General features: G+C 36.1%; 22 protein-coding genes, 1 tRNA gene and 1 pseudogene. 17 read left to right on the forward strand and 7 right to left on the reverse strand.

The window, feature by feature from the left end; all coding sequences use genetic code 11:
- Positions 1-150, reverse strand: a 150-nt coding sequence (locus BN2144_RS19175; protein WP_407638066.1) for an ABC transporter permease subunit, incomplete at its 3' end; no start/stop codon positions are given.
- A gap of 380 nt (positions 151-530) precedes the next feature.
- Complete coding sequence (locus BN2144_RS09160; protein ID WP_033827984.1) at positions 531-1,730, reverse strand: ABC transporter substrate-binding protein; 1,200 nt, start codon at positions 1,728-1,730, stop codon at positions 531-533.
- Between the two features lie 195 nt (positions 1,731-1,925).
- On the opposite strand from BN2144_RS09160, the gene tnpA reads away from it, so the two are divergent.
- The gene (gene tnpA / locus BN2144_RS20965) at positions 1,926-2,162 is read left to right on the forward strand and encodes an IS66 family insertion sequence element accessory protein TnpA (protein ID WP_407638016.1); all 237 of its coding nucleotides are present in this window, start codon (positions 1,926-1,928) and stop codon (positions 2,160-2,162) included.
- 406 nt (positions 2,163-2,568) lie between these two features.
- Here tnpA and BN2144_RS09165 read toward each other — a convergent pair whose 3' ends face one another.
- Positions 2,569-3,588, reverse strand: coding sequence for a M23 family metallopeptidase (locus BN2144_RS09165; RefSeq protein WP_082195193.1), 1,020 nt, complete (start codon positions 3,586-3,588; stop codon positions 2,569-2,571).
- Between the two features lie 148 nt (positions 3,589-3,736).
- On the opposite strand from BN2144_RS09165, the gene BN2144_RS09170 reads away from it, so the two are divergent.
- From BN2144_RS09170 to BN2144_RS09180, 3 genes are read left to right on the forward strand one after another with little or no spacing between them, the layout of a single operon-like run.
- Complete coding sequence (locus BN2144_RS09170) at positions 3,737-4,012, forward strand: YutD family protein (protein WP_033827985.1); 276 nt, start codon at positions 3,737-3,739, stop codon at positions 4,010-4,012.
- A 47-nt stretch (positions 4,013-4,059) separates the two neighbouring features.
- On the forward strand, positions 4,060-4,497 hold the full coding sequence (locus tag BN2144_RS09175) for a DUF86 domain-containing protein (protein WP_033827986.1): 438 nt from the start codon (positions 4,060-4,062) through the stop codon (positions 4,495-4,497).
- A 26-nt stretch (positions 4,498-4,523) separates the two neighbouring features.
- A complete protein-coding gene (locus tag BN2144_RS09180) occupies positions 4,524-5,288 on the forward strand; it encodes a TIGR01457 family HAD-type hydrolase (RefSeq protein ID WP_033827987.1) in 765 nt (254 codons plus the stop codon).
- 51 nt (positions 5,289-5,339) lie between these two features.
- On the opposite strand, the gene BN2144_RS09185 is transcribed toward BN2144_RS09180, so the two are convergent.
- Positions 5,340-5,825: a phosphatidylglycerophosphatase A family protein gene (locus tag BN2144_RS09185; protein ID WP_033828068.1), complete on the reverse strand. Its 486-nt coding sequence runs from the start codon at positions 5,823-5,825 to the stop codon at positions 5,340-5,342.
- A 288-nt stretch (positions 5,826-6,113) separates the two neighbouring features.
- Between BN2144_RS09185 and yutH the strand changes: the two genes are divergently transcribed.
- The gene (gene yutH, locus BN2144_RS09190; RefSeq protein WP_033827988.1) at positions 6,114-7,115 is read left to right on the forward strand and encodes a spore coat putative kinase YutH; all 1,002 of its coding nucleotides are present in this window, start codon (positions 6,114-6,116) and stop codon (positions 7,113-7,115) included.
- A 77-nt stretch (positions 7,116-7,192) separates the two neighbouring features.
- Positions 7,193-8,173: a 2-hydroxyacid dehydrogenase gene (locus BN2144_RS09195; RefSeq protein WP_033827989.1), complete on the forward strand. Its 981-nt coding sequence runs from the start codon at positions 7,193-7,195 to the stop codon at positions 8,171-8,173.
- A gap of 49 nt (positions 8,174-8,222) precedes the next feature.
- On the opposite strand, the pseudogene BN2144_RS09200 reads toward BN2144_RS09195, so the two are convergent.
- Positions 8,223-8,508 (reverse strand): annotated as a pseudogene (locus tag BN2144_RS09200) (NifU family protein).
- Positions 8,509-8,645: 137 nt separating this feature from the next.
- Between BN2144_RS09200 and BN2144_RS09205 the strand changes: the two are divergent.
- Positions 8,646-8,975 carry a YuzD family protein gene (locus BN2144_RS09205; RefSeq protein ID WP_033827991.1) on the forward strand — a complete coding sequence of 110 codons (330 nt, stop codon included), beginning with the start codon at positions 8,646-8,648 and terminating at the stop codon, positions 8,973-8,975.
- 343 nt (positions 8,976-9,318) lie between these two features.
- On the opposite strand, the gene BN2144_RS09210 is transcribed toward BN2144_RS09205, so the two are convergent.
- Positions 9,319-10,386 (reverse strand): NAD(P)/FAD-dependent oxidoreductase, encoded by a 1,068-nt coding sequence (locus BN2144_RS09210; protein WP_033827992.1) that lies wholly within the window; start codon positions 10,384-10,386, stop codon positions 9,319-9,321.
- Positions 10,387-10,748: 362 nt separating this feature from the next.
- Between BN2144_RS09210 and BN2144_RS09215 the strand changes: the two genes are divergently transcribed.
- Positions 10,749-11,111, forward strand: a complete 363-nt coding sequence (locus tag BN2144_RS09215) for a HesB/IscA family protein (RefSeq protein ID WP_033827993.1) — start codon at positions 10,749-10,751, stop codon at positions 11,109-11,111.
- Between the two features lie 294 nt (positions 11,112-11,405).
- Here BN2144_RS09215 and BN2144_RS09220 read toward each other — a convergent pair whose 3' ends face one another.
- Positions 11,406-12,401, reverse strand: coding sequence for an NAD(P)/FAD-dependent oxidoreductase (locus BN2144_RS09220; protein WP_033827994.1), 996 nt, complete (start codon positions 12,399-12,401; stop codon positions 11,406-11,408).
- Positions 12,402-12,669: 268 nt separating this feature from the next.
- Between BN2144_RS09220 and BN2144_RS09225 the strand changes: the two genes are divergently transcribed.
- The 9 genes from BN2144_RS09225 to BN2144_RS09265 all read left to right on the forward strand — a co-directional run bounded on the left by BN2144_RS09225 (position 12,670) and on the right by BN2144_RS09265 (position 22,488).
- Positions 12,670-12,993: a YuiB family protein gene (locus BN2144_RS09225; RefSeq protein WP_230199725.1), complete on the forward strand. Its 324-nt coding sequence runs from the start codon at positions 12,670-12,672 to the stop codon at positions 12,991-12,993.
- A 119-nt stretch (positions 12,994-13,112) separates the two neighbouring features.
- Positions 13,113-13,805, forward strand: a complete 693-nt coding sequence (locus BN2144_RS09230) for a 3D domain-containing protein (RefSeq protein WP_033827996.1) — start codon at positions 13,113-13,115, stop codon at positions 13,803-13,805.
- Positions 13,806-14,032: 227 nt separating this feature from the next.
- A complete protein-coding gene (locus BN2144_RS09235) occupies positions 14,033-15,535 on the forward strand; it encodes a leucyl aminopeptidase (protein ID WP_033827997.1) in 1,503 nt (500 codons plus the stop codon).
- 621 nt (positions 15,536-16,156) lie between these two features.
- Positions 16,157-16,230, forward strand: a tRNA-Gly gene (locus BN2144_RS09240).
- A gap of 283 nt (positions 16,231-16,513) precedes the next feature.
- Entirely contained in the window at positions 16,514-17,656 is a 1,143-nt protein-coding gene (queG, locus tag BN2144_RS09245) for a tRNA epoxyqueuosine(34) reductase QueG (protein ID WP_033827998.1), read from the forward strand.
- Between the two features lie 170 nt (positions 17,657-17,826).
- Positions 17,827-18,690, forward strand: a complete 864-nt coding sequence (locus BN2144_RS09250) for an amidase domain-containing protein (RefSeq protein ID WP_033827999.1) — start codon at positions 17,827-17,829, stop codon at positions 18,688-18,690.
- A 24-nt stretch (positions 18,691-18,714) separates the two neighbouring features.
- Positions 18,715-19,200, forward strand: coding sequence for a tRNA (uridine(34)/cytosine(34)/5-carboxymethylaminomethyluridine(34)-2'-O)-methyltransferase TrmL (trmL, locus tag BN2144_RS09255; RefSeq protein ID WP_094763115.1), 486 nt, complete (start codon positions 18,715-18,717; stop codon positions 19,198-19,200).
- 131 nt (positions 19,201-19,331) lie between these two features.
- Entirely contained in the window at positions 19,332-20,078 is a 747-nt protein-coding gene (gene nfsA, locus BN2144_RS09260; protein ID WP_033828001.1) for an oxygen-insensitive NADPH nitroreductase, read from the forward strand.
- A 514-nt stretch (positions 20,079-20,592) separates the two neighbouring features.
- Positions 20,593-22,488, forward strand: coding sequence for a PrkA family serine protein kinase (locus tag BN2144_RS09265; RefSeq protein WP_033828002.1), 1,896 nt, complete (start codon positions 20,593-20,595; stop codon positions 22,486-22,488).
- The last annotated feature ends 100 nt before the right edge of the window (positions 22,489-22,588 follow it).

A 22,588-nucleotide genomic window follows, 5' to 3' on the forward strand; every position in this document is an offset into this window, starting at 1 on the left:
GAAGCCAACAAAGGAACCAATCATAAATACATCGCCATGAGCAAAGTTGATTAATTTTATAATTCCGTAAACCATTGTATATCCAAGAGCAATTAATGCATAAATACTACCGAGTGATATGCCGTTAACAATTTGCTGTATCCATTCCAATATGCTCACTCCCCATTAAAATGCAGTTCTTTTATTTGAATAGGAAAAAGGGAGGAATGGACCTCCCATTTTTCCCTTTTGCAAAAGCTTCGGCTCCTAGAAACGTGTGGACTTCGATCGCCTTCACGTCGATAAGTCATCATCGACTCGTCCCTCGTCGTGATTCCTTTATCTCGTTACGGGCGCACTCCATTCCCCCCCGTTTCTAAACAGTCGCCTCCGCTTTTTTATTGTCCAGCTTCGGCTCCTAGAAACGTGTGGACTTCGATCGCCTTCACGTCGATAAGTCATCATCGACTCGTCCCTCGTCGTGATTCCTTTATCTCGTTACGGGCGCACTCCATTCCCCCCGTTTCTAAACAGTCGCCTCCGCTTTTTTATTAAGGATTAACTTTTGTTTTGAATGTTTGTTCTCCGTCAACGTATTCCAGGATTGTTGCGGATTTAATTGGGTTATGTTTCTTGTCAATTGTGACGATACCTGTAACTAGTTGTATGTCTTTTGTTTCTGCTAACGCATCTTTAATTTTCTCACTATCTAGACTTCCAGCACGTTCAATAGCGTCAACTAACAAATAAACAGTATCATAACCTAATGCATTGAATGCGTTTGGTGATTTATCTTTATTTTTCTCTTTAAATTTCGTTACGAAGTCTTGAATTTTTTGATCAGGGTCTTGAGATGAGTAATGGTTTGTAATAAATGTATTATTTAATGCGTCGGCACCAGCTAAATCAACAAGCGTTGGGGAATCCCAACCATCCGCACCCATTAATGGTGCTGAGATGCCTAATTCACGAGCTTGTTTAACGATTAAGCCAACTTCTTCATAGTAACCAGGAATAAAGACAAACTCAGGTTTTGCAGATTTAATTCGTGTTAATGTAGAACGGAAATCTGTATCACCGGCAACATATGATTCTTCAGCAATCACTTTACCACCAGCAGCCTCGAATGTTTCCTTAAATGAAGCCGCAAGACCTTTCGCATAGTCACTAGCACTATCACTATATATGGCTGCTGTCTTCACTTTTGACTCATTCGCGGCAAAGTTTGCAGCAACTGTTCCTTGGAATGGATCAATGTAAGAAGTACGGAACACATACTCATTAATTGAGCCATTTTCGTTTTCAGTTACATTCGGTGCTGTGCCTGAAGGTGATAGTAAAACCGTTTTCGTATCATTTGCAATTTGTGCTTGTGCCAACGTATTACCGCTTGTAGCTGCTCCGATAATAGCCAGTACTTTTTCTTGGCTCGTTAATCGTGTTGCAACACTTGCCGCTTCTGCGTTATCTGATTTATTATCGACTTTAACAATTTCTATTTTCTTTCCGTCAACACCACCACTGTTATTAATTTCCTCAACTGCTAATTCTACCCCTTCAGCGATGGATTGACCGTAGGAAGCGACTTCCCCTGAAAGCTCAAGGTTTGCACCAATTTTAATCGTATCTCCATCGGATTTCCCTCCGCCAGAACTACCACTGCCGGAAGAACCTTGCCCTCCAGAACAGCCTGCCAATACACCAGCAAATAGCGTTGTGGCCAAAAGAATACTTTTCAAACTCTTTTTCATATAGATCCCCCTTTTGTAAATATAATAATTATTCCGACAAATCCAGTTACAGTAACCCACCAAAAATGATGTTTCGTAGACCGAAGTGTCAGAAGGTAATGAATAAAATAAAATTATGCCAATGTATAGATATTTTAAAACATAAAGAGTCTTTCGTCTAGTTGTTTTTCAAAAATAAAATATATTTCATAAATATTGGTATATTTATTTTCCAAAAAATATTCTATTAAGAAGCAAAAAGTCAGTAATTTAAAAGATAGTGGATTGACTCAATCCAAATGGTGTGAAAACAATAATTTAAGAGTTCATCAATTAAAGTATTGGCTAATAAAATTTGATAATCCTCATTCATGTCAAGAATCTAACAATAACTGGATTCCTGTAGTATTAGAAGAATCGAATAATGAATCAGATGGAACATTAGAGGTATAGGTGGGGCCATTTGACGCTTACATATAAAATGAGAAAAGTAAGAGGAATTGGAGCCACAAGAAAAACGAGAAGTTATTATTTGTTTAGCCATGGTCAAACAAATAATAATTCAAAAATAACATCAAATTGTACATTCTTATACAGTCAAAAATGTACATTGTTATATTGACATTTATACTTTCTAGCGGTTCATGACGACCGTTCGACCATACTTTTTCGCGAATCGGGCTTCTAGAACCAAAGAAAACTTGGGCGTCCAAGCCTTAAGGCGGAAAATGAAAATTATTGGAAGATATATACTTTCCTTTTCTATATGCGAATAATCAAGAATGTTGAACATGAAAAGGGGTATCCGAAAATCAAAATACGACTTTTTGGATAGCCCCTCCTACTCTATTGTAATAAATTATTTTTTCATTCTTGTTTCTCTTTCCCATCGTTTTAAATGTGGGAATGGGTCAAAAGACCATTCGTTTCTACCATTGTCTTTATACATACCGTAATGTAAGTGAGGTGGGAATTTCCCTGCTGTACCTGGTGGACCGTAACCTGAACTACCTACACTACCAACTAATTGCCCTGGCTTTACGATGTCCCCTAGTTTCAAGTCTTGTGCAAAACCGTTTAAATGTGCGTAATAGTGGTATGTATTATTAATATCACGAATACCAATCCGCCACCCACCGTATTTGTTCCAACCTTTCATTTCGACGATTCCATAAGTGGTTGCGTAAACATTTACACCATAACCGGCAAAAATATCGGTTCCTTCGTGAATTCGTCGTCCACCCCAACCGCGAGCATCTCCCCATGTACTTCGATAACTGTAATTTGCTCGGAGTGGTAACGGAAAATGTCGTTCATCTAAATTTAATGTTTGAAACATTTGATACATTTTCGCGAAGTTTAAAATAATACCTACCGTTTTGTCTCGTTTGTAATAGTCCCAGAGACCCAATTTTATATGATCGTCATCGGTACCATAATGTAATAAATAATCGGCAAATGTGAACAAAATATCTTCATCATCGGTCATATCTGCTTTTCCATCACCGTTTCCATCTTTTCCAATACCACCAAAAATTTGAATGGTGGTAGCGTTTGTATCGTTCTCATTTGGATTTACAGGACCAGTCCATAGTTCTTTTGGGAAATAAATTCCTGTTAATCCTGTTGGCTTCGGTAAATCTTTACGAACGAGACGAATATTTCTTTCATATTGGTCAACGGCGGCTAAATAATACCAAGGGATAAATGTTGTACTTTCTATTTTCTTATACAATTCCATTCTTTTTTCATATTGATTTTCTTCCTTAGTTTTATTCGTGTTTGCACTAGCGAATATAGGATTCACGAGTGTGAAGAAGAAAACGATTAAAAGCGTATGTAAACAAATGCGCAATAATTTCACACCTCCTTGTTCCATCACCAGTTATTTTCTCAAACTAGTTCCACTTCATAATAGAAATTAATTGGAAAACGTATGGAGCAGTTATTGTTAGAATAGTGATGTAACATTTAAAATAGGGTATAATCATATTATAGGCTTTGTAAAAGATGAGGGTGATATACATATGGTTTGTATCCACAATTTATGTTACGAACTCGTGGATGAAAGAAAGAGTGGTTTTAATGAACAAGCTTTTCGTGAACGCTTCAGCGATATTTTAAGTCGTTACGATTACATTGTCGGGGACTGGGGATATGGTCAATTGCGGTTAAAAGGCTTCTTTGATGATCAAAATCAAAAAGCTACCTTTGATACGAAGATAAGCACATTATCTGAATACTTGTATGAATATTGTAATTTTGGCTGTCCCTATTTTGTATTGAAAAAAGTAGATCGATAAAAGACAGTTAAGAAAGTGTATTTTTTAACAATAAGGAGATGAACACCATGTTTTTTGTTGACCGTGAAAAAATTGAAGGGACTTTAGTTTATTTGGAAAATCAAGTAAAGGTTTTCAAAGGGTTGAACTGTATAGAAAATGATATAGAAAAGGCTGCTTTGGAACGAGTCACACAAATGTTATTAGAATCTATTATTGATGTTGGCAATAGTCTAATTGATGGTTTTATCATGCGTGATCCGGGAAGTTATGAGGATATTATCGATATTTTATTAGATGAAAAAGTAATTGGAAAGAATGAAGCAAATCAGTTTAAAAAATTAATACCGCTTCGGAAACAATTAGTACTCTTTTTCACAAATGTGAATCACGAACAACTTTATCGTCGTTTCCATGAATATATACAAGCCTTTGAAAAGTTTCCAAATGATGTAAGGAATTACTTAGAAAAAGAATTAGGTCCAGTATCTGCCTTTAAAAGTTAAATATTGCTACTTTGAAAGGAGTATGTATGAAGTATAAAGGTTATTTAATAGATTTAGATGGGACAATGTACTTGGGGACGGAAAAAATTGAAGCAGCGAGTCGCTTTGTGCAAAAACTAGCAGAACAAGGGATTCCTTATTTATTTGTAACGAACAATTCAACAAGAACCCCGGAGCAAGTGGCAGAGAAATTAGTTTCCTTTCAAATTCCCGCAACAAAAGAACAAGTTTTTACATCAAGTATGGCAACAGCGCAATATATTACGGAAATGAATCCTGAAGCGAAAGTATACTTTATTGGAGAAGAGGGGCTTCGAGTCGCTTTAAAAGAGAAGGGTTTGCGATATGCTGGTGAAGATGCAAATTTTGTTGTCGTCGGGTTAGATCGGGACGTTACATATGAAAAATTTGCCATTGCTTGTCTTGCAATAAGAAACGGTGCTACATTCATCTCGACAAATGCGGATATAGCTATTCCAACTGAGCGAGGGTTTATGCCGGGGAATGGTTCTTTAACAGCACTAATTCAAACTTCTACACGAGTTGACCCGATTTTTATAGGAAAACCGGAAACAATTATTATGGAGCAAGCATTAAAAGTGATTGGTACAAATAAAGAGGAAACAATCATGGTAGGTGATAACTACGATACGGATATTGCTGCAGGTATTCGTGCCGGATTACATACATTAATGGTTCATACCGGTGTGACAACGAAAGAGCAATTGCAACAATATGAAATTCAACCAACATATGCAGTGAATTCCCTAGATGAATGGAAATTAGAATGAAAACAAAATCCCCACGCAAACACTTGTCGTGGGGATTCTCACTTTTTCATCTTAATGCACATCTGATGCTCGATGGGCAAGTCGACTAGAAGCGGCTGCGGCAATCGCACCAACAATATCATCTAAAAATGTATTTACTTTACCTGTAGATTTATCATTTAAATATTTTAAAATGCCAGGTTTTAATTTATCAACGTATCCATAGTTCGTAAACCCGATTGACCCATAAACATTAACAATTGAAAATGCTAAAATCTCATCAACACCATAAAGTCCTTCATCTGTTTGAACAATCGATAATAAAGGTTCTTCGAGTAAACCTTTTTCCGCTAATACATCTAATTGAATCCCTGTAATAACAGCATTTTGTACTTCTCGTTTACTTAATACTGCTTCTACATTCTCAATACAGTCTTTTAGTTGAAGTTCGGGATGATAGCTTTTTTGTAAAAAATAAACTAACTCCGCGATATCTTTAATTTGTACACCACGGTCTTCTAGAGCTTTTTTAGCAACCTTACCTATTTGTGGAAACATATTACCTTGTATTGCCATTTTCTTCACCATTCCTTTTTCTCTATTTCGTTTCTTATACATTGCTTAACATGTATAGGGGCTCTTTTTGAAAGGGAAAATATATTTTATTCATGAAACATATTATTTATTATACCAGTGTTTTAAACAATAAGCTGTTTTCTTAAACGAATGGTTATTTATTCGCCAATTGTAGTTGATTTCCATGGCACGATCATTTCGCTTCATACAATAATTTAAATCGAAACAATTTTAAAAAACAGCTAAACAAAAAATAAAGGGGAAGAGCAAATGAATCCATTCATCCAAGAAGCTTTCGGTATTTTCCCAATGCAATCATTTAAATTACGCCATTACGATGCGTATTATGATGGGCAAAATCTTTTTATTTTGATTAAAGTATATGAAAATGAACAGCAAGAATTACTTGAACGGTATGAAATGATTAACTACTTAACTGAAAACGGAGAAAGATTTATCCCAGTATTCCATTCAGCACAAGATGGCAATTTCGTTAAACAAAACGAAAATGATTTCTATGTCTTATTAAAACTAGAACAATGGCGCCAAAAAACGTATCAATTTCCTGGAAGACGGCTAGCAATTTTCCATCAGCGTGGGGCTAATTTTCAAACAGAGAAAAATATATTAACTCGCGTTGGTAAATGGAAAGAGCTATGGGAAAAGCGCATTGGCCATTTGGAAAGTTTTTGGCAACAAGTCGTGATGAATCGCCCAATTAATGAATTTGAACGTTTTTTTGTCGAATCATTTCCTTATTATTCAGGTTTAACGGAAAATGCAATCCAATATTATGTTGATACAGTCATCGACGAACAACCACAAGAAAATGACTTAGGAACAATCTGTCATGAACGATTTACAGGAGAGACTTGGGATGGTTCGTTCGTTTTTAAAAACCCTTTTGATTGGGTTGTCGATCATCATTCTCGAGATTTGGCTGAGTGGATTCGCCATTCATATTTAAGTAATTCCCATATGTATAGTAAACCGATTCAAAAGTTTTTACACGAATATCAAACCCAGTCACCGCTTTCTCCATTTGCGTGGCGTTTATTATTTTCCCGTTTAGTTTTACCAATACATTATTTTCAATGTATTGAAACATATCATTCTCGGTTAGCGAATCCTTTAGATATTCAATTATTAAGAAACATAAAAGATATTGTTGATCAAACCGATGAATTTGAAAAGTTTTTAAGTCGCTTTTATGAAATGGCAAATGTTCCAGTTCAATTATTTAGAATTCCTCAGTTAGATTGGTTAAAATAATATATGTGGGAATTCCTTCCATTCCTTTTGATAAAATAATATGTAGCAATTGACGAAATCACTGGAGGACAAAAAGTATGAAACCTTATGTATATGTCACAAGAAAATTACCAGAGAATATTATCCAAACACTGGAAACATTTGCCAATGTCGGAATGTGGGAGAGTGAAGAAGAACCAGTTCCCCGTCGTATTTTAATAAAAGAAGCAGAAAAAGCGGATGCGCTACTCACTATGCTCTCCGATAAAATTGATGCAGAAATCTTCCAAGTTAGTAAACAGTTAAAAGTGGTCGCTAATTTAGCGGTCGGCTTTGATAATATCGATATTGAACAAGCGACAAAACAAGGAATCACCATTTGCAATACACCCGATGTCTTAACTGATACAACGGCAGATCTTGCATTTTCGTTAATGTTAATGGTTGGAAGACGTCTTTTTGAATCCGCTGAATTAGTGAAAAATGGTGAGTGGAAAAGTTGGAGCCCGTTATTTATGGCAGGAACGGATGTTCATCATAAAACGTTAGGAATTGTTGGAATGGGAAGTATCGGTGAAGCATTAGCTAAACGAGCGATGGGTTTTGACATGAGAATCTTATACCATAATCGCCATCGGAAAATAGAAATTGAACATAAGTTAGGGGTAGAATATCGAACATTTGATGAACTAGTGACAGAATCTGACTATGTTGTTTGTTTAACACCACTAACAGAAGAAACAAAAGGAATGTTTACAAAGGCCGTATTTCAGAGAATGAAAAAGAGTGCATTTTTCATAAACGTGGCAAGAGGAGCAATTGTTGTGGAGGAAGACTTACTTCAAGCCCTTCGAGAAGGTGAAATTGCAGGAGCTGGTCTTGATGTTTTTCAAACAGAACCGATTGATTCGAACCATCCACTTTTGCAATTAAAAAATGTCGTTGCCCTGCCGCATATCGGTAGTGCGTCCATTGAAACGCGGACAGCAATGATGGAACTTTGTTGTGAAAATATTGAAGCTGTATTAAATAATCGAAAACCAATTGCTGTCGTAAATGAGGAACTCAAATCGCGGTAAATATAAAAAAGGTGGGGCCATGAATCCGATACATTCCCCCACCTATATGTTAAAATACTTGTTCAACTTCAAGAATACCTGGCACTTCCTCGAGTAGCGCCCGCTCAATACCTGCTTTTAACGTAATTGTTGAACTTGGGCAAGTACCGCAAGCACCTAGTAAACGTAATTTTACAATCCCATCTTCTACGTCGACTAATTCACAGTCACCGCCATCGCGAAGAAGAAATGGACGTAATTTATCTAAAACTTCTTGGACTTGTTCTTTAATTTCTGGCATAACATCGCACTCCTTTCTAAAACTTATTATAATAAGGATAGCAAGAAAAATCCATTTGTGTGATTTAGAAAAAAAAGAATAATAAATAAGGTAACTTAAAAACGCATTACATGAATAAATATCTTGAATATCTAATCGTCTTATTTTAACTTACTTTTATCTTTTATAGAATGAAACAAAGGGGGATGAACGATGGGAGAGAAGAGACAAGTTGTTATAACCATTTATGGTGCAGAACAAATATGTGCCAGCTGTGTAAACTTGCCATCATCGAGAGACACGTATGAATGGTTGGAAGCTGCAATTCGGCGGAAATATCCGAATCAGCCTTTTGTTATGGATTATGTCGATATTATGAATCCACCAGATGATGCGGAAAAACGCCAATTTGCTGAAAAGGTCATTGAGGAAGATTTATTTTATCCAGTCGTTTTAGTAGAAGATGAAATTGTTGCTGAAGGAAATCCAAGTTTAAAAGCAATTTATGCCGAAATGGAAAAATACGGTTACAGTGAGAAATAGGCTCGTTTGCCTTTACCGAATAGAAGTCTTACTACCTCTATGAGTGGAGGAGAATGAAAACGAAAAATCAACTAAGTATAGTTTCAAACCCCTAAAAAATTAGGAGCAAACGTGGCTTAGTGCATCTGACATTTGTATAAAGAAAACTTACGGCTTGAGCCTTTAGGAGAAACGAGAGACTAGAGTTTGCTTGATGAGAAAGAGAGTTTTTCAGTTTTGATGTAATACTCGAAGTCTTCCTTGTGTGCTTAAGGCAACAAGGAAAGTAGAGATTGGAAAATTTATACTTTCATCTTAGACAACAGGCAATTTCCGTTTTTAGAAATTGCCTGTTGTCTATCAATTAACCATTATGAAATTTGTATAGCCATAGAATCCCTGACTTTAACAAACGGGCAACTCTACCGGTTAACGGACGTTCCGCAACAAGGCCGAAACCTTGCTTTTTCCCTAAAGAACCGAGAATCCCTTTTAACTTAATTTCTGGTAGTTCAGTTGGTAACTCTTCATTATTCCATCGTTTTGATAAAACTTGAACAATTTGATCGCCTTGTGATTCAGCGAGTTGTGCACTAGGTGCGAAAGGCAAACTAGCACAATCGCCAACAACGTAAACATGTTCATTGCCAGGTATATTATGATATGGAGTAAGAACGACACGTTCTGATTCATCTTTTTCAACAGGTAAGTTGCGAACAACTCGGTTTGGTTGAATTCCTGCAGTCCAAACAATGGCATCAAAATTCATTGGTTCATCGTGATTATATAAAATCCCATCTTCTACTTTGGTAATATTTGCGTAATTGACAATCGTAACCCCGTGATCTTGGAACCAATCATTCACGAATTGACTTAATTTTTCAGGGAATTTAGAAAGAACCATCTTCCCACGGTCAAATAAGAAAATTTTTAAATCCGGTCTTGATTCATGAAGCTCACTCGCAATTTCAACTCCACTCAACCCTGCTCCGATAATTGCAACTCTGGAACTCTTTGGTAAATTGTTTAATACATTATTCGTTTGTCGAGTCTCTTCAATTGATTGAATACTGTAGGTAAATTGGTCCGCACCTGGGATGTTATGGTATTTATCTTCACAACCTAAACCAATTATGAGATCGTCATATGCTAAACGATCATTTTCTTTTAAAATTACTTGATTGTTTTCTAAATCGATCTTAACGACTTCATCATTGATAAATTCAATTTGTGAATGTTTTGGAAAGGCTACCCGAATATGGTTGTCCGGAATTGTTCCCGCTGCTAGAGCATAAAACTCTGTCTTAAATGAATGATACGGCGACCTATCGACTAAAATAATTTTCAAGTCACTTGGAAGCCCTGTTTGTAACAGCTTTTGCATAATGCGCATGCCACCATAACCGCCACCTAAAATAACTAGTTTTTTCATCCTCTTTTCCCCTTTGTTCATTCGATTTCAATTTTTACATCCTTACACTTATATATTTTTCTAATATTATAATTATAGAAATGAATCCCCTTTCATTTCAATGTTAACATATCCAATAAAATTATATTTGAATTATAAGAAATGTACAACTAAATAATGCCATTTTAGTGTGTTTATAACAATTTTCATGATAAAACTGAACAAAGCACAAACTATATATGAAAATGAAGAAGATTTCTGCTAAATAAAAGTTAACGGTTTAACAATTTCAATTCGTTGTGTATTATAAAAAGAATGTATATACTAAATATATAGTTGAAAAAGGGAAAAACATCCTTGAAATGTTTGAAGGAGGTTTCAATATGGAACAAATTATTCATTTAACAGAATCAGCAGCCTATCAGGTAAAAGATATGATGGAACAAAATGATGAGCAAGGGGCATTTTTACGTGTATCCGTTAAAGGTGGTGGCTGCAGTGGATTGTCCTATGGGATGTCACTCGACCATGAAGCAGCTAAAGATGATTTGCAATTTGAACAGCATGGAATTAAAGTTTTAATTGGAAAAATTGATGCACCAATTTTACAAGGAACGAAAATTGATTATAAACAGTCATTGCTTGGTGGTGGATTTACCATCGATAATCCAAATGCCATCGCAACATGTGGGTGTGGATCAAGTTTCCGCACGGCTACAAATGTCGGCGCACCTGGTGATTGTTAAATTTCCGATTAAATAATGTTAAAAAGGTGCCATAGAATTACATTGCCCCTTTCAAGAGAAAAAAATAGGGAAAACTCATGGCACAAGGCTTGGTGGGTCGAGAGCGGAAGTTTTTATCATAGCGTAAAGGGAAGTAGAAAATAAAAAAAATCCCTTCCCTCGTAGCTAAAAAACCCGAACGATTACGAAACTCTTAATGAGAATTTCGCATGAAAAGTTCGGGTTTTCCTTTATTTGAAATCCTTTTGTCCCAGCCTTTTTAACGATAAGACAAACTACATATTCATCAAATAATTAGTCAAACATGGCCGTGCTATGCATTGGTTGAATTCTTGCAGTAGGGTCAATATATTTTTTCGCATTGCTTACGGCGACAGGGGCTTCACCAAAACCGGTTGCAATTAATTTCACCTTACCGTCATATGTACAAATATCTCCGCAAGCATACACACCTGGAATATTTGTTTCCATTTTTGAGTTGACAACAATTGAATTTTTCTCAATTTCCAAACCCCAGTCTTTAATTGGACCTAGGGATGAAACAAAACCGTAGTTGACAATGACATCATCTACATCAATGGTCTCCGTTTCTTCGCCTTTTACCACTTGTAAGACCACTTGATTCACTTTTTCACCATCACCAATTAACTCAACAGGTACGAACGGTGTTTTAATTTCGACATTCGAATTTCGCATATTGTCAACGCTATGTTCATGGGCGCGGAACTTGTCCCTCCGATGAACAATCGTTACTTTTTCCGCAATTGGTTCTAACATTAAAGCCCAGTCAACTGCTGAATCACCACCACCAAAAATAACAACTTTTTTACCTTTAAAGTAATTCATGTCGTTAATATAGTAATGCAAGTTTTTTCCTTCATATGCTTTCGCGTTATCGAGATCTAATCTTCTTGGTTGGAACGCACCATTTCCAGCGGTTATAATGACTGCTTTCGTATAGTGGACCTCTTTATTTGTCATTAATTTAATGACGCCATCTTCTTGCCGTTCTAAACTTTGGACGGATTGATCTAACCGGATCGTTGGGTCGAATAGTTTTATTTGTTCGGTTAAGTTGTCCACTAATTCACGAGCACGAACTTTAGGGAATCCTGCCACATCGTATATAAACTTCTCAGGATAAAGAGCTGTTAATTGTCCACCAAGTTGGGGTAAGCTTTCGATAATTTTTACCGTGGCTTTACGCATGCCACCATAAAATGCAGTGAATAAACCGGTTGGTCCACCACCAATTACTGTTATATCATAAACTTGTGTATCTTCTTTCAATGGAAATCCCTCCAATTAAAATTCACAGTTATTTTACCATAAATACACTGATTTCCGAAATAGAAGTAACTGTGGAGCGTGAATTTATGAAGGTTAAACAATGTTCAGTTGAAAAATGGACGAAATTCATATTTTCATCTTCTCGTTCTTTTATTTCTCAATGCAAATGGTGATAGTTGTTGTCGGAAAATGGGGTCTATCACTTATTAATTGACGGAATATTTTTCACTTTAGTAAACTAGTTATAATAATGGGGAGGGATGACGTTTTGCCATTTTCAATATTACATCTACTAATTTCCGTTCTTTTATTTTTCATCTTATTTTTTGGCATTGGTTTTATATTAAATATGTTGTTACGAATGACTTGGATTATGGCCCTTATTTATCCATTTGTCGTACTCTTAATTATTGATAATGTCGCATTTGTTGAGTATTTTCGAAATCCAATGGAAGCCTTTCATACGTTAGGAAAAAATCTTGTTTCACTTGCACCAGCGGATATTACTGTTTTACTTAGTGGCTTTTTAGGAACAATTTTATCCGGATTTACAATGAAAACGTTACGACAAAGGGGTTATCGCATGTTCTAAAACATACAAAAATGCTATGATTTTTACATATTTTAATCGTCTACTCAATATTTTTTCCTCTACGTGAATATTTCTCTCTCATTTGGGAAAGAAATAGAACACGGGAGGAGTGAAAAAATATGGTAAAAATAAAAAAGTGGTCAAAGCGAATCATTATGACCATTCTATTTACAATTGCTATATTAATCACGTATCAAACGGTATCTGGAGTAAAGGCAGAAGGGTTATCTGAATATAAAAATGCCAATAGCAAACCATTGAATCATTCATTAAAATCTATCAACTTACAATATAAATCATTGAAAGTCGCAGCAACTACGGGAACGAAAATTTCTTCAAGTGAGGAGATTAAAGGAAAAATCCCAAGTCTTGAAGAAGCATTTAACTGGGATCATGAATACCCGAGACATCAAGTTGTTGCCACTGGATATACAGCTGGGTATGAATCCACAGGGAAAAACCCAAGCCATCCGTCATATGGGATTACTTATTCTGGTGTGAAAGTAAAACGAGATTTATATTCAACTATAGCTGCTGATTTATCTGTTTTCCCAATAGGCACCATCTTGTTTATCCCGGGATACGGTTTTGGCGTTGTGGCAGATATTGGTGGGGCCATTAAAGGAAATAAAATTGATTTATATTTTGAAACAGTAGATGATGTATATAATGAATGGGGTAAACGTGTTGTTGATGTTTACGTTGTTAAAAAGGGTAACGGCAAGTTAACTGCAAGTGATCTAACTAAATTGAACGAAGATAAGGCAATGCAAGTGTTCCGTAGTCAATACACGTCAAGTAAAAAAGAATAGACAAGCTACCATGTCCTTTTATCGATAAAAATGTCGGTGAGGGCTTTTTTTTGCATTTTAATAACTTTGTTGCTTTGTTATTGTAAGTGATTTTAATATTCGTTAATTTTTCTTAAGTATGAAGGTATAGTTTATCAGTTTTTCTTGTTTTCTAAAACGGCCGTGAAATTTTTTATACTCTATATAAAAGTTGGTATTTTCTATATAATGGTAAGGGAGGTGGAAGTATGTTTACAATTGAAAAAACTTATAAAAAAGAGAATGTAGCTGAAGTTTTAAGTATTGGCATTTTTGAAGAACCAGAAAAGTTTTCGCATTTAGAAGACAAGTTGGACGAGGTACTACAAGAACAATTAAAAGAATTATCTAGTGCTGGAGATATTTCATCAAAGAAACGAACAGTATCAATCATTCCTACTTTAGGCTTAAGCGGTACGAAACGTCTTGCATTTGTAGGTTTAGGGAAGAAAAAAAAGCTAACAAAAGAAGTGTTACGTGAAAGTTTTGGGAAATTGGTTCAATCAATCCATCGAAAAAAATTAACAGCTGTATCAATTCTTCTCGATTCTTTTGTAACAGAGGCCATATCGGTAGAAAAAGTAGCCAGTTTATTTGGTGAGGCTTTCGCATTGGCTCTTTATAACTTCCCGGGCTATAAGCAAAGAGCAAATATTCCAGAAACAAAAATTAATGCGATCACTGTTTATACAGAGGGTGAAAGGGATACAGTTGAGCAAGCGCTTAAAGCTGGATATATTTATGGATGTGCAACAAACTCAGCAAGAACGCTTGTAAATACTCCGCCGAACTTATTAACATCAACGGATTTGGCAAATTATGCGAAGGAATTAGCAGAGCGTTATCAATTTGAAGTAGAAATCCTTGATAAGCAAGAAATGATTGAACTTGGTATGGGGGCATTACTTGCAGTAAACCAAGGATCCGACGAACCACCGAAAATGATTGTTTTAAAATATCAAGGAAAAGAAGAATGGACAGATGTCATCGGTCTTGTTGGGAAAGGAATTACATACGATACAGGTGGTTACTCACTTAAACCACGTGTCAGCATGGTTGGTATGAAAACGGATATGGGTGGAGCGGCTGCTGTTTTTGGTGCAATGGAAATTGTGGGTGAATTAAGACCAAAACAAAATGTCGTTGCCGTTATACCTTCCACAGATAATATGGTGAATGGAAAAGGATTTAAACCAGATGATGTCATTACATCTTTAAGTGGAAAAACGATAGAAGTTACAAATACCGATGCAGAAGGACGACTTGTTCTTGCAGATGGGCTTACATACGCAAAACAACACGGAGCAAACTACCTTGTAGATGTAGCGACGTTAACAGGTGGAGTCATTACTGCACTAGGTTCGGATAAAACTGGGGCAATGACAAACAATGAAGATTTTTATGGTAAAGTGTTGGAAGCGTCAAAAGAAACAGATGAAATGATTTGGCTCTTACCAATTACAGAAAAAGATAAAGAAAAAGTTCGTAAAAGTAAAATCGCGGATCTTGATAATTCACCATCCCGTGAAGGTCATGCCATAATGGGCGGGGCATTTATTGGAGAATTTGCAGAAAATACACCTTGGGTTCACCTCGACATTGCAGGAACCGCAACAGTAAATGGAGCACATGACCTTGGTCCGTCTGGTGCAACAGGTGTTATGGTCCGCACACTCGCTAAACTTATAGAAACATTCGAACCAAGTAAATAAGATTTTTGAAGAAAGTTGAAAAGTAAAGATCCTCATTGCGAAAATGAGGGTCTTTTTATTGGAAAAACCTTTTATATTTGGGAATAACAAGCAAGACTTCGGAAAAAACGAGGTTGACTTCGGAAAAATATGATGAACTTCGGAAATATAACAACCAACTTTGGAATCTTTGGAGGATAACCACATGGCAAAATATGGTTTTAAAATAATTGTTGAAAAATGTAGACAAGTGACGAAAATGGTGGTATATTAATATCCGTTGTTACCTTTTTAACAAGATTAACAAGTTATAAACTGCGAGTAGCCATGAGCGTTACATCTTTGAAAAAACAACGAGTTGCTTCGACGCATCCATTATCTTTGAAATAACTAGAAGAGGAAGAAGCATGACAGGAAGGCTGTCAAAGTAAACGTCTAAAATGTAATACAAAAAACTTCAAATAATTATGCGGGTGTAGTTTAGTGGTAAAACCACAGCCACGAGCGTTACATCTTTGAAAAAACAACGAGTTGCTTCGACGCATCCATCATCTTTGAAATAACTAGAAGAGGAAGAAGCATGACAGGAAGGCTGTCAAAGTAAACGTCTAAAATGTAATACAAAAAACTTCAAATAATTATGCGGGTGTAGTTTAGTGGTAAAACCACAGCCTTCCAAGCTGTTGTCGTGGGTTCGATTCCCATCACCCGCTCCATACATAGCGCAACGCAGTGTTTCGTTTCGGAAAAGAACGAAGCATTGCGTTTTTTACTATTTTTATGTTTTATACGTTTCATGTTAGACTATGTAAAATTACGATTATAAAACTTGTCATGTTTTCTTTATGTGGTAAGAAAGAACACGACAACAATCTTATTGTCATTATGACAAGTGTATACTTGAGGAAGTTATTCCAATATCCATAATAAAAAAACACATTTCTAAAAAATGACTAAATAACGAATATGATAAAATAAAAAGGGGTAAGGAGGGTCAACGTGGATTACAAATTATTAAAACAAGAAATCATTGACTATGCTAAAACGATTGGGATTGATAAAATTGGATTTGCCACAGCAGAACCTTTTTCAACATTAAAAACACGACTTATTCGTCAACAAGAACTAAACTACCAATCTGGGTTTGAAGAATCTGATATTGAGAAGCGGACGAATCCAGCCCTCCTGTTTGACAACCCCCAATCCATTATATCTATTGCCGTAGCGTATCCAACAAAAATGTTAGAACATGTTCGAGGAAAAAAAGGTGAACGAAGAGGCTTATTTGCCAGAGCTTCCTGGGGTGAAGATTATCATACAGTATTACGCGACCGGTTAAATAAACTTGAACAATTTATTACAGCCAAAATTGACGGTGCACGATGTAAATCCATGGTAGATACAGGGGAATTATCTGATCGTGCTGTTGCAGAACGTGCAGGCATCGGTTGGAGCGGAAAAAATTGTGCCATTATTACTCCTGAATTTGGTTCATTTGTTTACTTAGGTGAAATGATTACAAATATTCCATTTGAACCGGATACACCAATTGAAAACTTATGTGGTTCGTGCAATAAATGTATTGAAGCATGTCCGACCGGTGCCCTTGTTGGTCCAGGACAAATTAATGCAAAAATTTGTATCTCCTATTTAACTCAAACTAAAGACTTTTTACCTGAACAATATCGAAACGTCATTGGTAATCGTTTATATGGTTGTGACACATGTCAAATGGTTTGTCCATATAATCGAGGGGTTGACTTTCATTTTCATGAAGAGCTCGAACCAGATCCTGAAATTGCAAAACCATTATTAAAGCCTTTATTAGATATGAGTAATCGAGAGTTTAAAGAAAAATTTGGCCATGTTGCAGGAGCTTGGCGAGGGAAAAAACCAATTCAACGAAATGCCATTATTGCTATTGGTCATTTTAAAGATGAAACGGCGCTATATGAATTGGAACATGTTTTAAAAAAGGATCCCCGTCCTGTCATTCGAGGCACAGCTGCTTGGGCGCTAGGAAAAATTGGTACGGATGAATCAAAACAAATTTTAATAACAGCAAAAGAAAAAGAACAAGATGAGAAAGTAATACATGAAATTACTTCAGCACTGGGAAAAATTGAGACAGAGACAAAATAAATATTGTAAGTAAAACTAAGTCGTTTATTAACATTAACAGGATCTAGTCAACAGGTTCTAAAGCTCCGTTCAAATAATAGGTTAAAAAACTAACTAACCACATCTTGAAAAACGGATTCACATAGGAAAAAATCTAGGCATACACATAATCAAAAGGAGTGTGTATGACCATGATTGACCAGCTTCAAAGATTATTAGAACAACGTGTAAATCAATGTGTCGATGCTAAAGCGAACGATTGTTTGAAAATCGAGCGAAAAAAATCATGCTTACAAAGTCGTAATGGTGAAATTGTTAAAGCGAAGGCAACCGGAAAAATAATGGAAAAAACTACTGACGGGGACCATACGGATATTCATTATCATGTTCATTTTCAATACTTAATTAAACAAGAGAAAAGGTTTTATATTGAAGAAGAGGTTGAAAGGCGGAAAGCAAAATTTTACAAAGGTACGCTTTTAACAGATGAAGAACTACCTGAAGTATATACCATTGAGGTTCCAGAGTTGAAACTTGACCGCCATGAAGACTTGGAACGAATAACGTATTATTACGATCGGAGAAAAGCTGTACAATATGCGGAACGTTGGTGGAATGATTACAATCCAGCCTATCATAAATTTACCGATGACTGTACGAATTACATTTCTCAATGTTTGCGAGCTGGAGGGGCACCGATGAGGGGATTTTCCAACCGTTCTAGTGGTTGGTGGTATGATGGAAATAGTTGGAGCTATAGTTGGTCAATAGCCCATTCATTTCGATGGTATTTAGGTACTTCGAAAGTCGGCCTACGTGCTAATGAAGTTCAAGATCCAAGAGAGCTACAACTTGGCGATATTATATGTTATGATTTTGAAGGTGATGGTCGTTTTAACCACTCAACGATTGTGACCGCAAAAGATGCTTATGGAATGCCCTTAGTCAACGCTCATACGTCAAATAGTCGGATGCGTTACTGGTCCTATGAAGACTCATCGGCGTACACGGAAAATATAGACTATCGATTTTTTAAAATTGTTGATGATTATTAGATTTACTTTTAGAGGTGGAAAATTGTGGGAATACATGTCGTACTATATCAACCCGAAATCCCGGCGAATACAGGTAATATTGCGAGAACTTGTGCTGCAACCGATGCACACTTACATTTAATTCGTCCACTCGGTTTCTCAACTGAGGATAAAATGTTAAAAAGAGCAGGCCTAGACTACTGGCCTTTCGTGAAAATTCATTATTATGATTCTCTTGATGAGTTTTTTGAGAAAAATCAAGGAGAATTCTATTATATCGAAACTTATGGTGAAAAAGCATACTCAGATTTTGATTATAGCGATCATAATAAAGATTACTATTTTATGTTTGGCAAGGAAACGACAGGATTACCGAATGACTTACTAGAAAAAAACCAGGACCGTTGTTTGCGTATTCCGATGACGACAAATGTTCGTTCACTAAACTTATCGAATACAGCTGCGATTTTAGTTTACGAAGCAATGAGACAACAAAACTTTTATCATCTAAAAATAAGTTATAGCGAATAATTTTTCAGGTTCCGTTACGGGGCCTTTCTTTATTTTTTTTGAATTGTTATTAGTCTTTCGTTCAACATCTTGTTTGATTTTTATATAAGATTTTGATTAACTATCATTAGCAAGAGAAAGGAAGGATAGGAATGAATGACGTTATTGAAACAATTCTCGCCCATCGTTCGGTACGAAAATTTGAAGATAAAAAATTAACAAGAGAACAAATTGAAACAATTGTACGCTGTGCACAAGCAGCCTCTACTTCAAGTTTTGTACAAGCATATTCAATCATCGGAGTGACTGACCAAGCGAAAAAGGAAAAGCTTGCGGCAGTTGCTGGGAATCAACAATATGTTGCTGATAATGGCCATCTATTTGTGTTATGTGCAGATCTCCATCGTCATGATGTCATTCGTGAAATGGAAAATGCTGATATGGAGGAATCCATTAAGAGTACAGAAAAGTTCATGGTTGCACTTATTGATGCGGCCTTAGCTGCTCAAAATGCTGCTATTGCTGCAGAATCAATGGGACTCGGAATTTGTTACATAGGGGGATTACGTAATAACTTGGATGAGGTTAGTGAAATTTTACAAACGCCGAAACGAGTGATTCCACTATTTGGTCTTGTTGTAGGCTATCCAGCAAAAATTAATAATCAAAAGCCACGTTTACCGATTTCGAACATCTATCATGAAAATGTGTATCAACAAGATCAAACACAGTTTCAAAATCAATTACAAGAATATAATGAAACGATTCAGCAGTATTATCGAGAACGAACTGGTGGGAAGCGGTCTGATACATGGACAGGCCAAATTGCTACAAGTTTTGAAAAGAAAAACAGAATGTATATGAATGATTTTATTAAGAAGCATGATCTTAATAAATAGTTTTAACCATTGAACAGAGAGGTGTAAAATTTTATAGCCACTCTTTTTTTAAGAGATGGGTCAACTTTGACAATGCTGGGGGAAACTTCGACAATACTGAACCAACTTCAGCAGTCCATCCCAATACTAAAGCATTACTCAACATCAAAAAAGCCTTCATTCAATTAAAGAATGAAGGCTCTCCAACAATTTACTTTTTGTATGTACCTGGTTTGTCTTCGTATCCTGATGCAAAAATGGCGGCTAAAAATGCAATGGTCACACAAATGATTAAAAATGTACCCATCTCAATCCCCCTTAACACCTCGAATATTTTCCTTCATCTTTTATTATACTGTTACATACATATTTTATCTACAGAATCTTCTATAAACTTTTTCTCCTAATTAATCATCTTTTAGAAAGCATGTTCATATATTTATAGGTAAGTAGCCTTTTTTATTGTAGATGGTATTGTGAATGTTTGTAGCGACAGATTTCTTGTGATGATTATTTGAAATAGAGGAGGTACTTTATGGGAATCTTAGATAAAGTTGCTAGGTATCGTGAGGAAGAAGAGAAGTTAAAGTGGGAAGGTACCTTTGCTGAGTATTTGGAACTTGTGAAAGAAAAGCCATGGATTGCTCAATCGGCCCATTCACGGGTGTACAATATGATTAAAGATGCAGGTGTGGAAGAAGTTGATGGTGTAAAAAAATATAACTTTTTCAGTCATCAATTGTACGGTTTAGAAACGGCACTAGAACGACTTGTAGAGGAATATTTTCATCCAGCAGCTAAACGGCTCGACGTACGAAAAAGGATTCTATTATTGATGGGGCCAGTAAGTGGCGGGAAATCGACATTAGTAACAATGTTAAAACGTGGACTTGAGCAATATTCACGGACAGACCGCGGTGCTGTATATGCGATTAAAGGTTGTCCGATGCATGAGGATCCACTTCATTTAATTCCACCACATTTACGAGAAGAATTTTATGAAGAATATGGAATTCGTGTGGAGGGAAATCTTTCCCCACTAAATACGATGCGCCTCGAACAAGAATACGGTGGAAGAATTGAAGATGTCTTAGTTGAACGGATCTTTTTCTCTGAAGATCGCCGTGTAGGTATTGGTACGTTTAGTCCATCAGATCCGAAATCCCAAGATATCGCTGATTTAACAGGAAGTATCGATTTTTCAACAATTGCTCAATACGGTTCTGAATCAGATCCACGTGCATACCGGTTTGATGGGGAGCTAAATAAGGCAAATCGTGGAATGATGGAGTTCCAAGAAATGTTAAAATGTGATGAAAAATTCCTATGGCATCTTCTTTCTTTAACACAGGAAGGAAATTTTAAAGCTGGACGTTTCGCACTTATTTCAGCTGATGAATTAATTGTCGCCCACACGAATGAAACTGAGTATCGTTCCTTTATTTCTAATAAGAAAAATGAAGCTTTACACTCGAGAATTATTGTCATGCCGATTCCTTACAATTTAAAAGTTTCCGAGGAAGAAAAGATTTATGAAAAAATGATTCGAGAAAGTGATGTAAGTGATGTTCATATTGCTCCACACACATTAAAAATAGCTGCGATGTTCACTATTTTAACGAGATTAAAAGAACCGAAACGGGGCGATGTAGATTTAATTAAAAAAATGCGGCTCTATGATGGTCAAAATGTGGAAGGCTTTAGTCAAGTCGATGTGGAAGAGATGAAACGGGAATTTGCAGATGAAGGAATGAGCGGTATCGATCCACGTTATGTCATTAATCGAATTTCCTCCACAATTATTCGTAAAGAAGTAAAATCAATTAATGCCCTGGATGTTTTACGTTCGTTAAAAGAAGGGCTTGATCAACATCCGTCAATCACAGATGAATTAAGAGACAAATATTTGAACTATATTTCGTTAGCGCGGAAGGAATATGATGAGTTGGCGAAAAAGGAAGTACAAAAGGCATTCGTTTATTCGTATGAGGAGTCGGCAAAAACATTAATGGATAATTATCTAGATAATGTTGAGGCATACTGCAATAAGTCAAAACTACGTGACCCATTAACTGGTGAAGAAATTAACCCGGATGAAAAATTAATGCGGTCCATTGAAGAACAAATTGGCATTTCCGAAAATGCGAAGAGAGCTTTTAGAGAGGAAATTTTAATTCGTATTTCTGCTTTTGCCCGAAAAGGAAAACGATTTGACTATAACTCTCATGGTCGACTACGTGAAGCCATTCAAAAGAAATTGTTTGCTGATTTGAAAGATGTTGTAAAAATAACGACGTCTTCAGTTACGCCTGATGAGCAACAATTGAAGAAAATTAATGAAGTTGTTGCAAGATTGATTGATGAACATGGGTATAATTCTACATCTGCTAATGAGTTATTGCGCTATGTTGGTAGTTTATTAAATCGATAATGTCAGAATCAACCGTCAATATCATTCTAAATACATTTAAGAATGATCAGACGGTCTTTTTTTTAAAAAAAGAATTCCGTTATTTCTGATGTACTCTTTC

This window comes from Bacillus andreraoultii (assembly GCF_001244735.1).
Lineage (GTDB): Bacteria > Bacillota > Bacilli > Bacillales > Caldibacillaceae > Caldifermentibacillus > Caldifermentibacillus andreraoultii.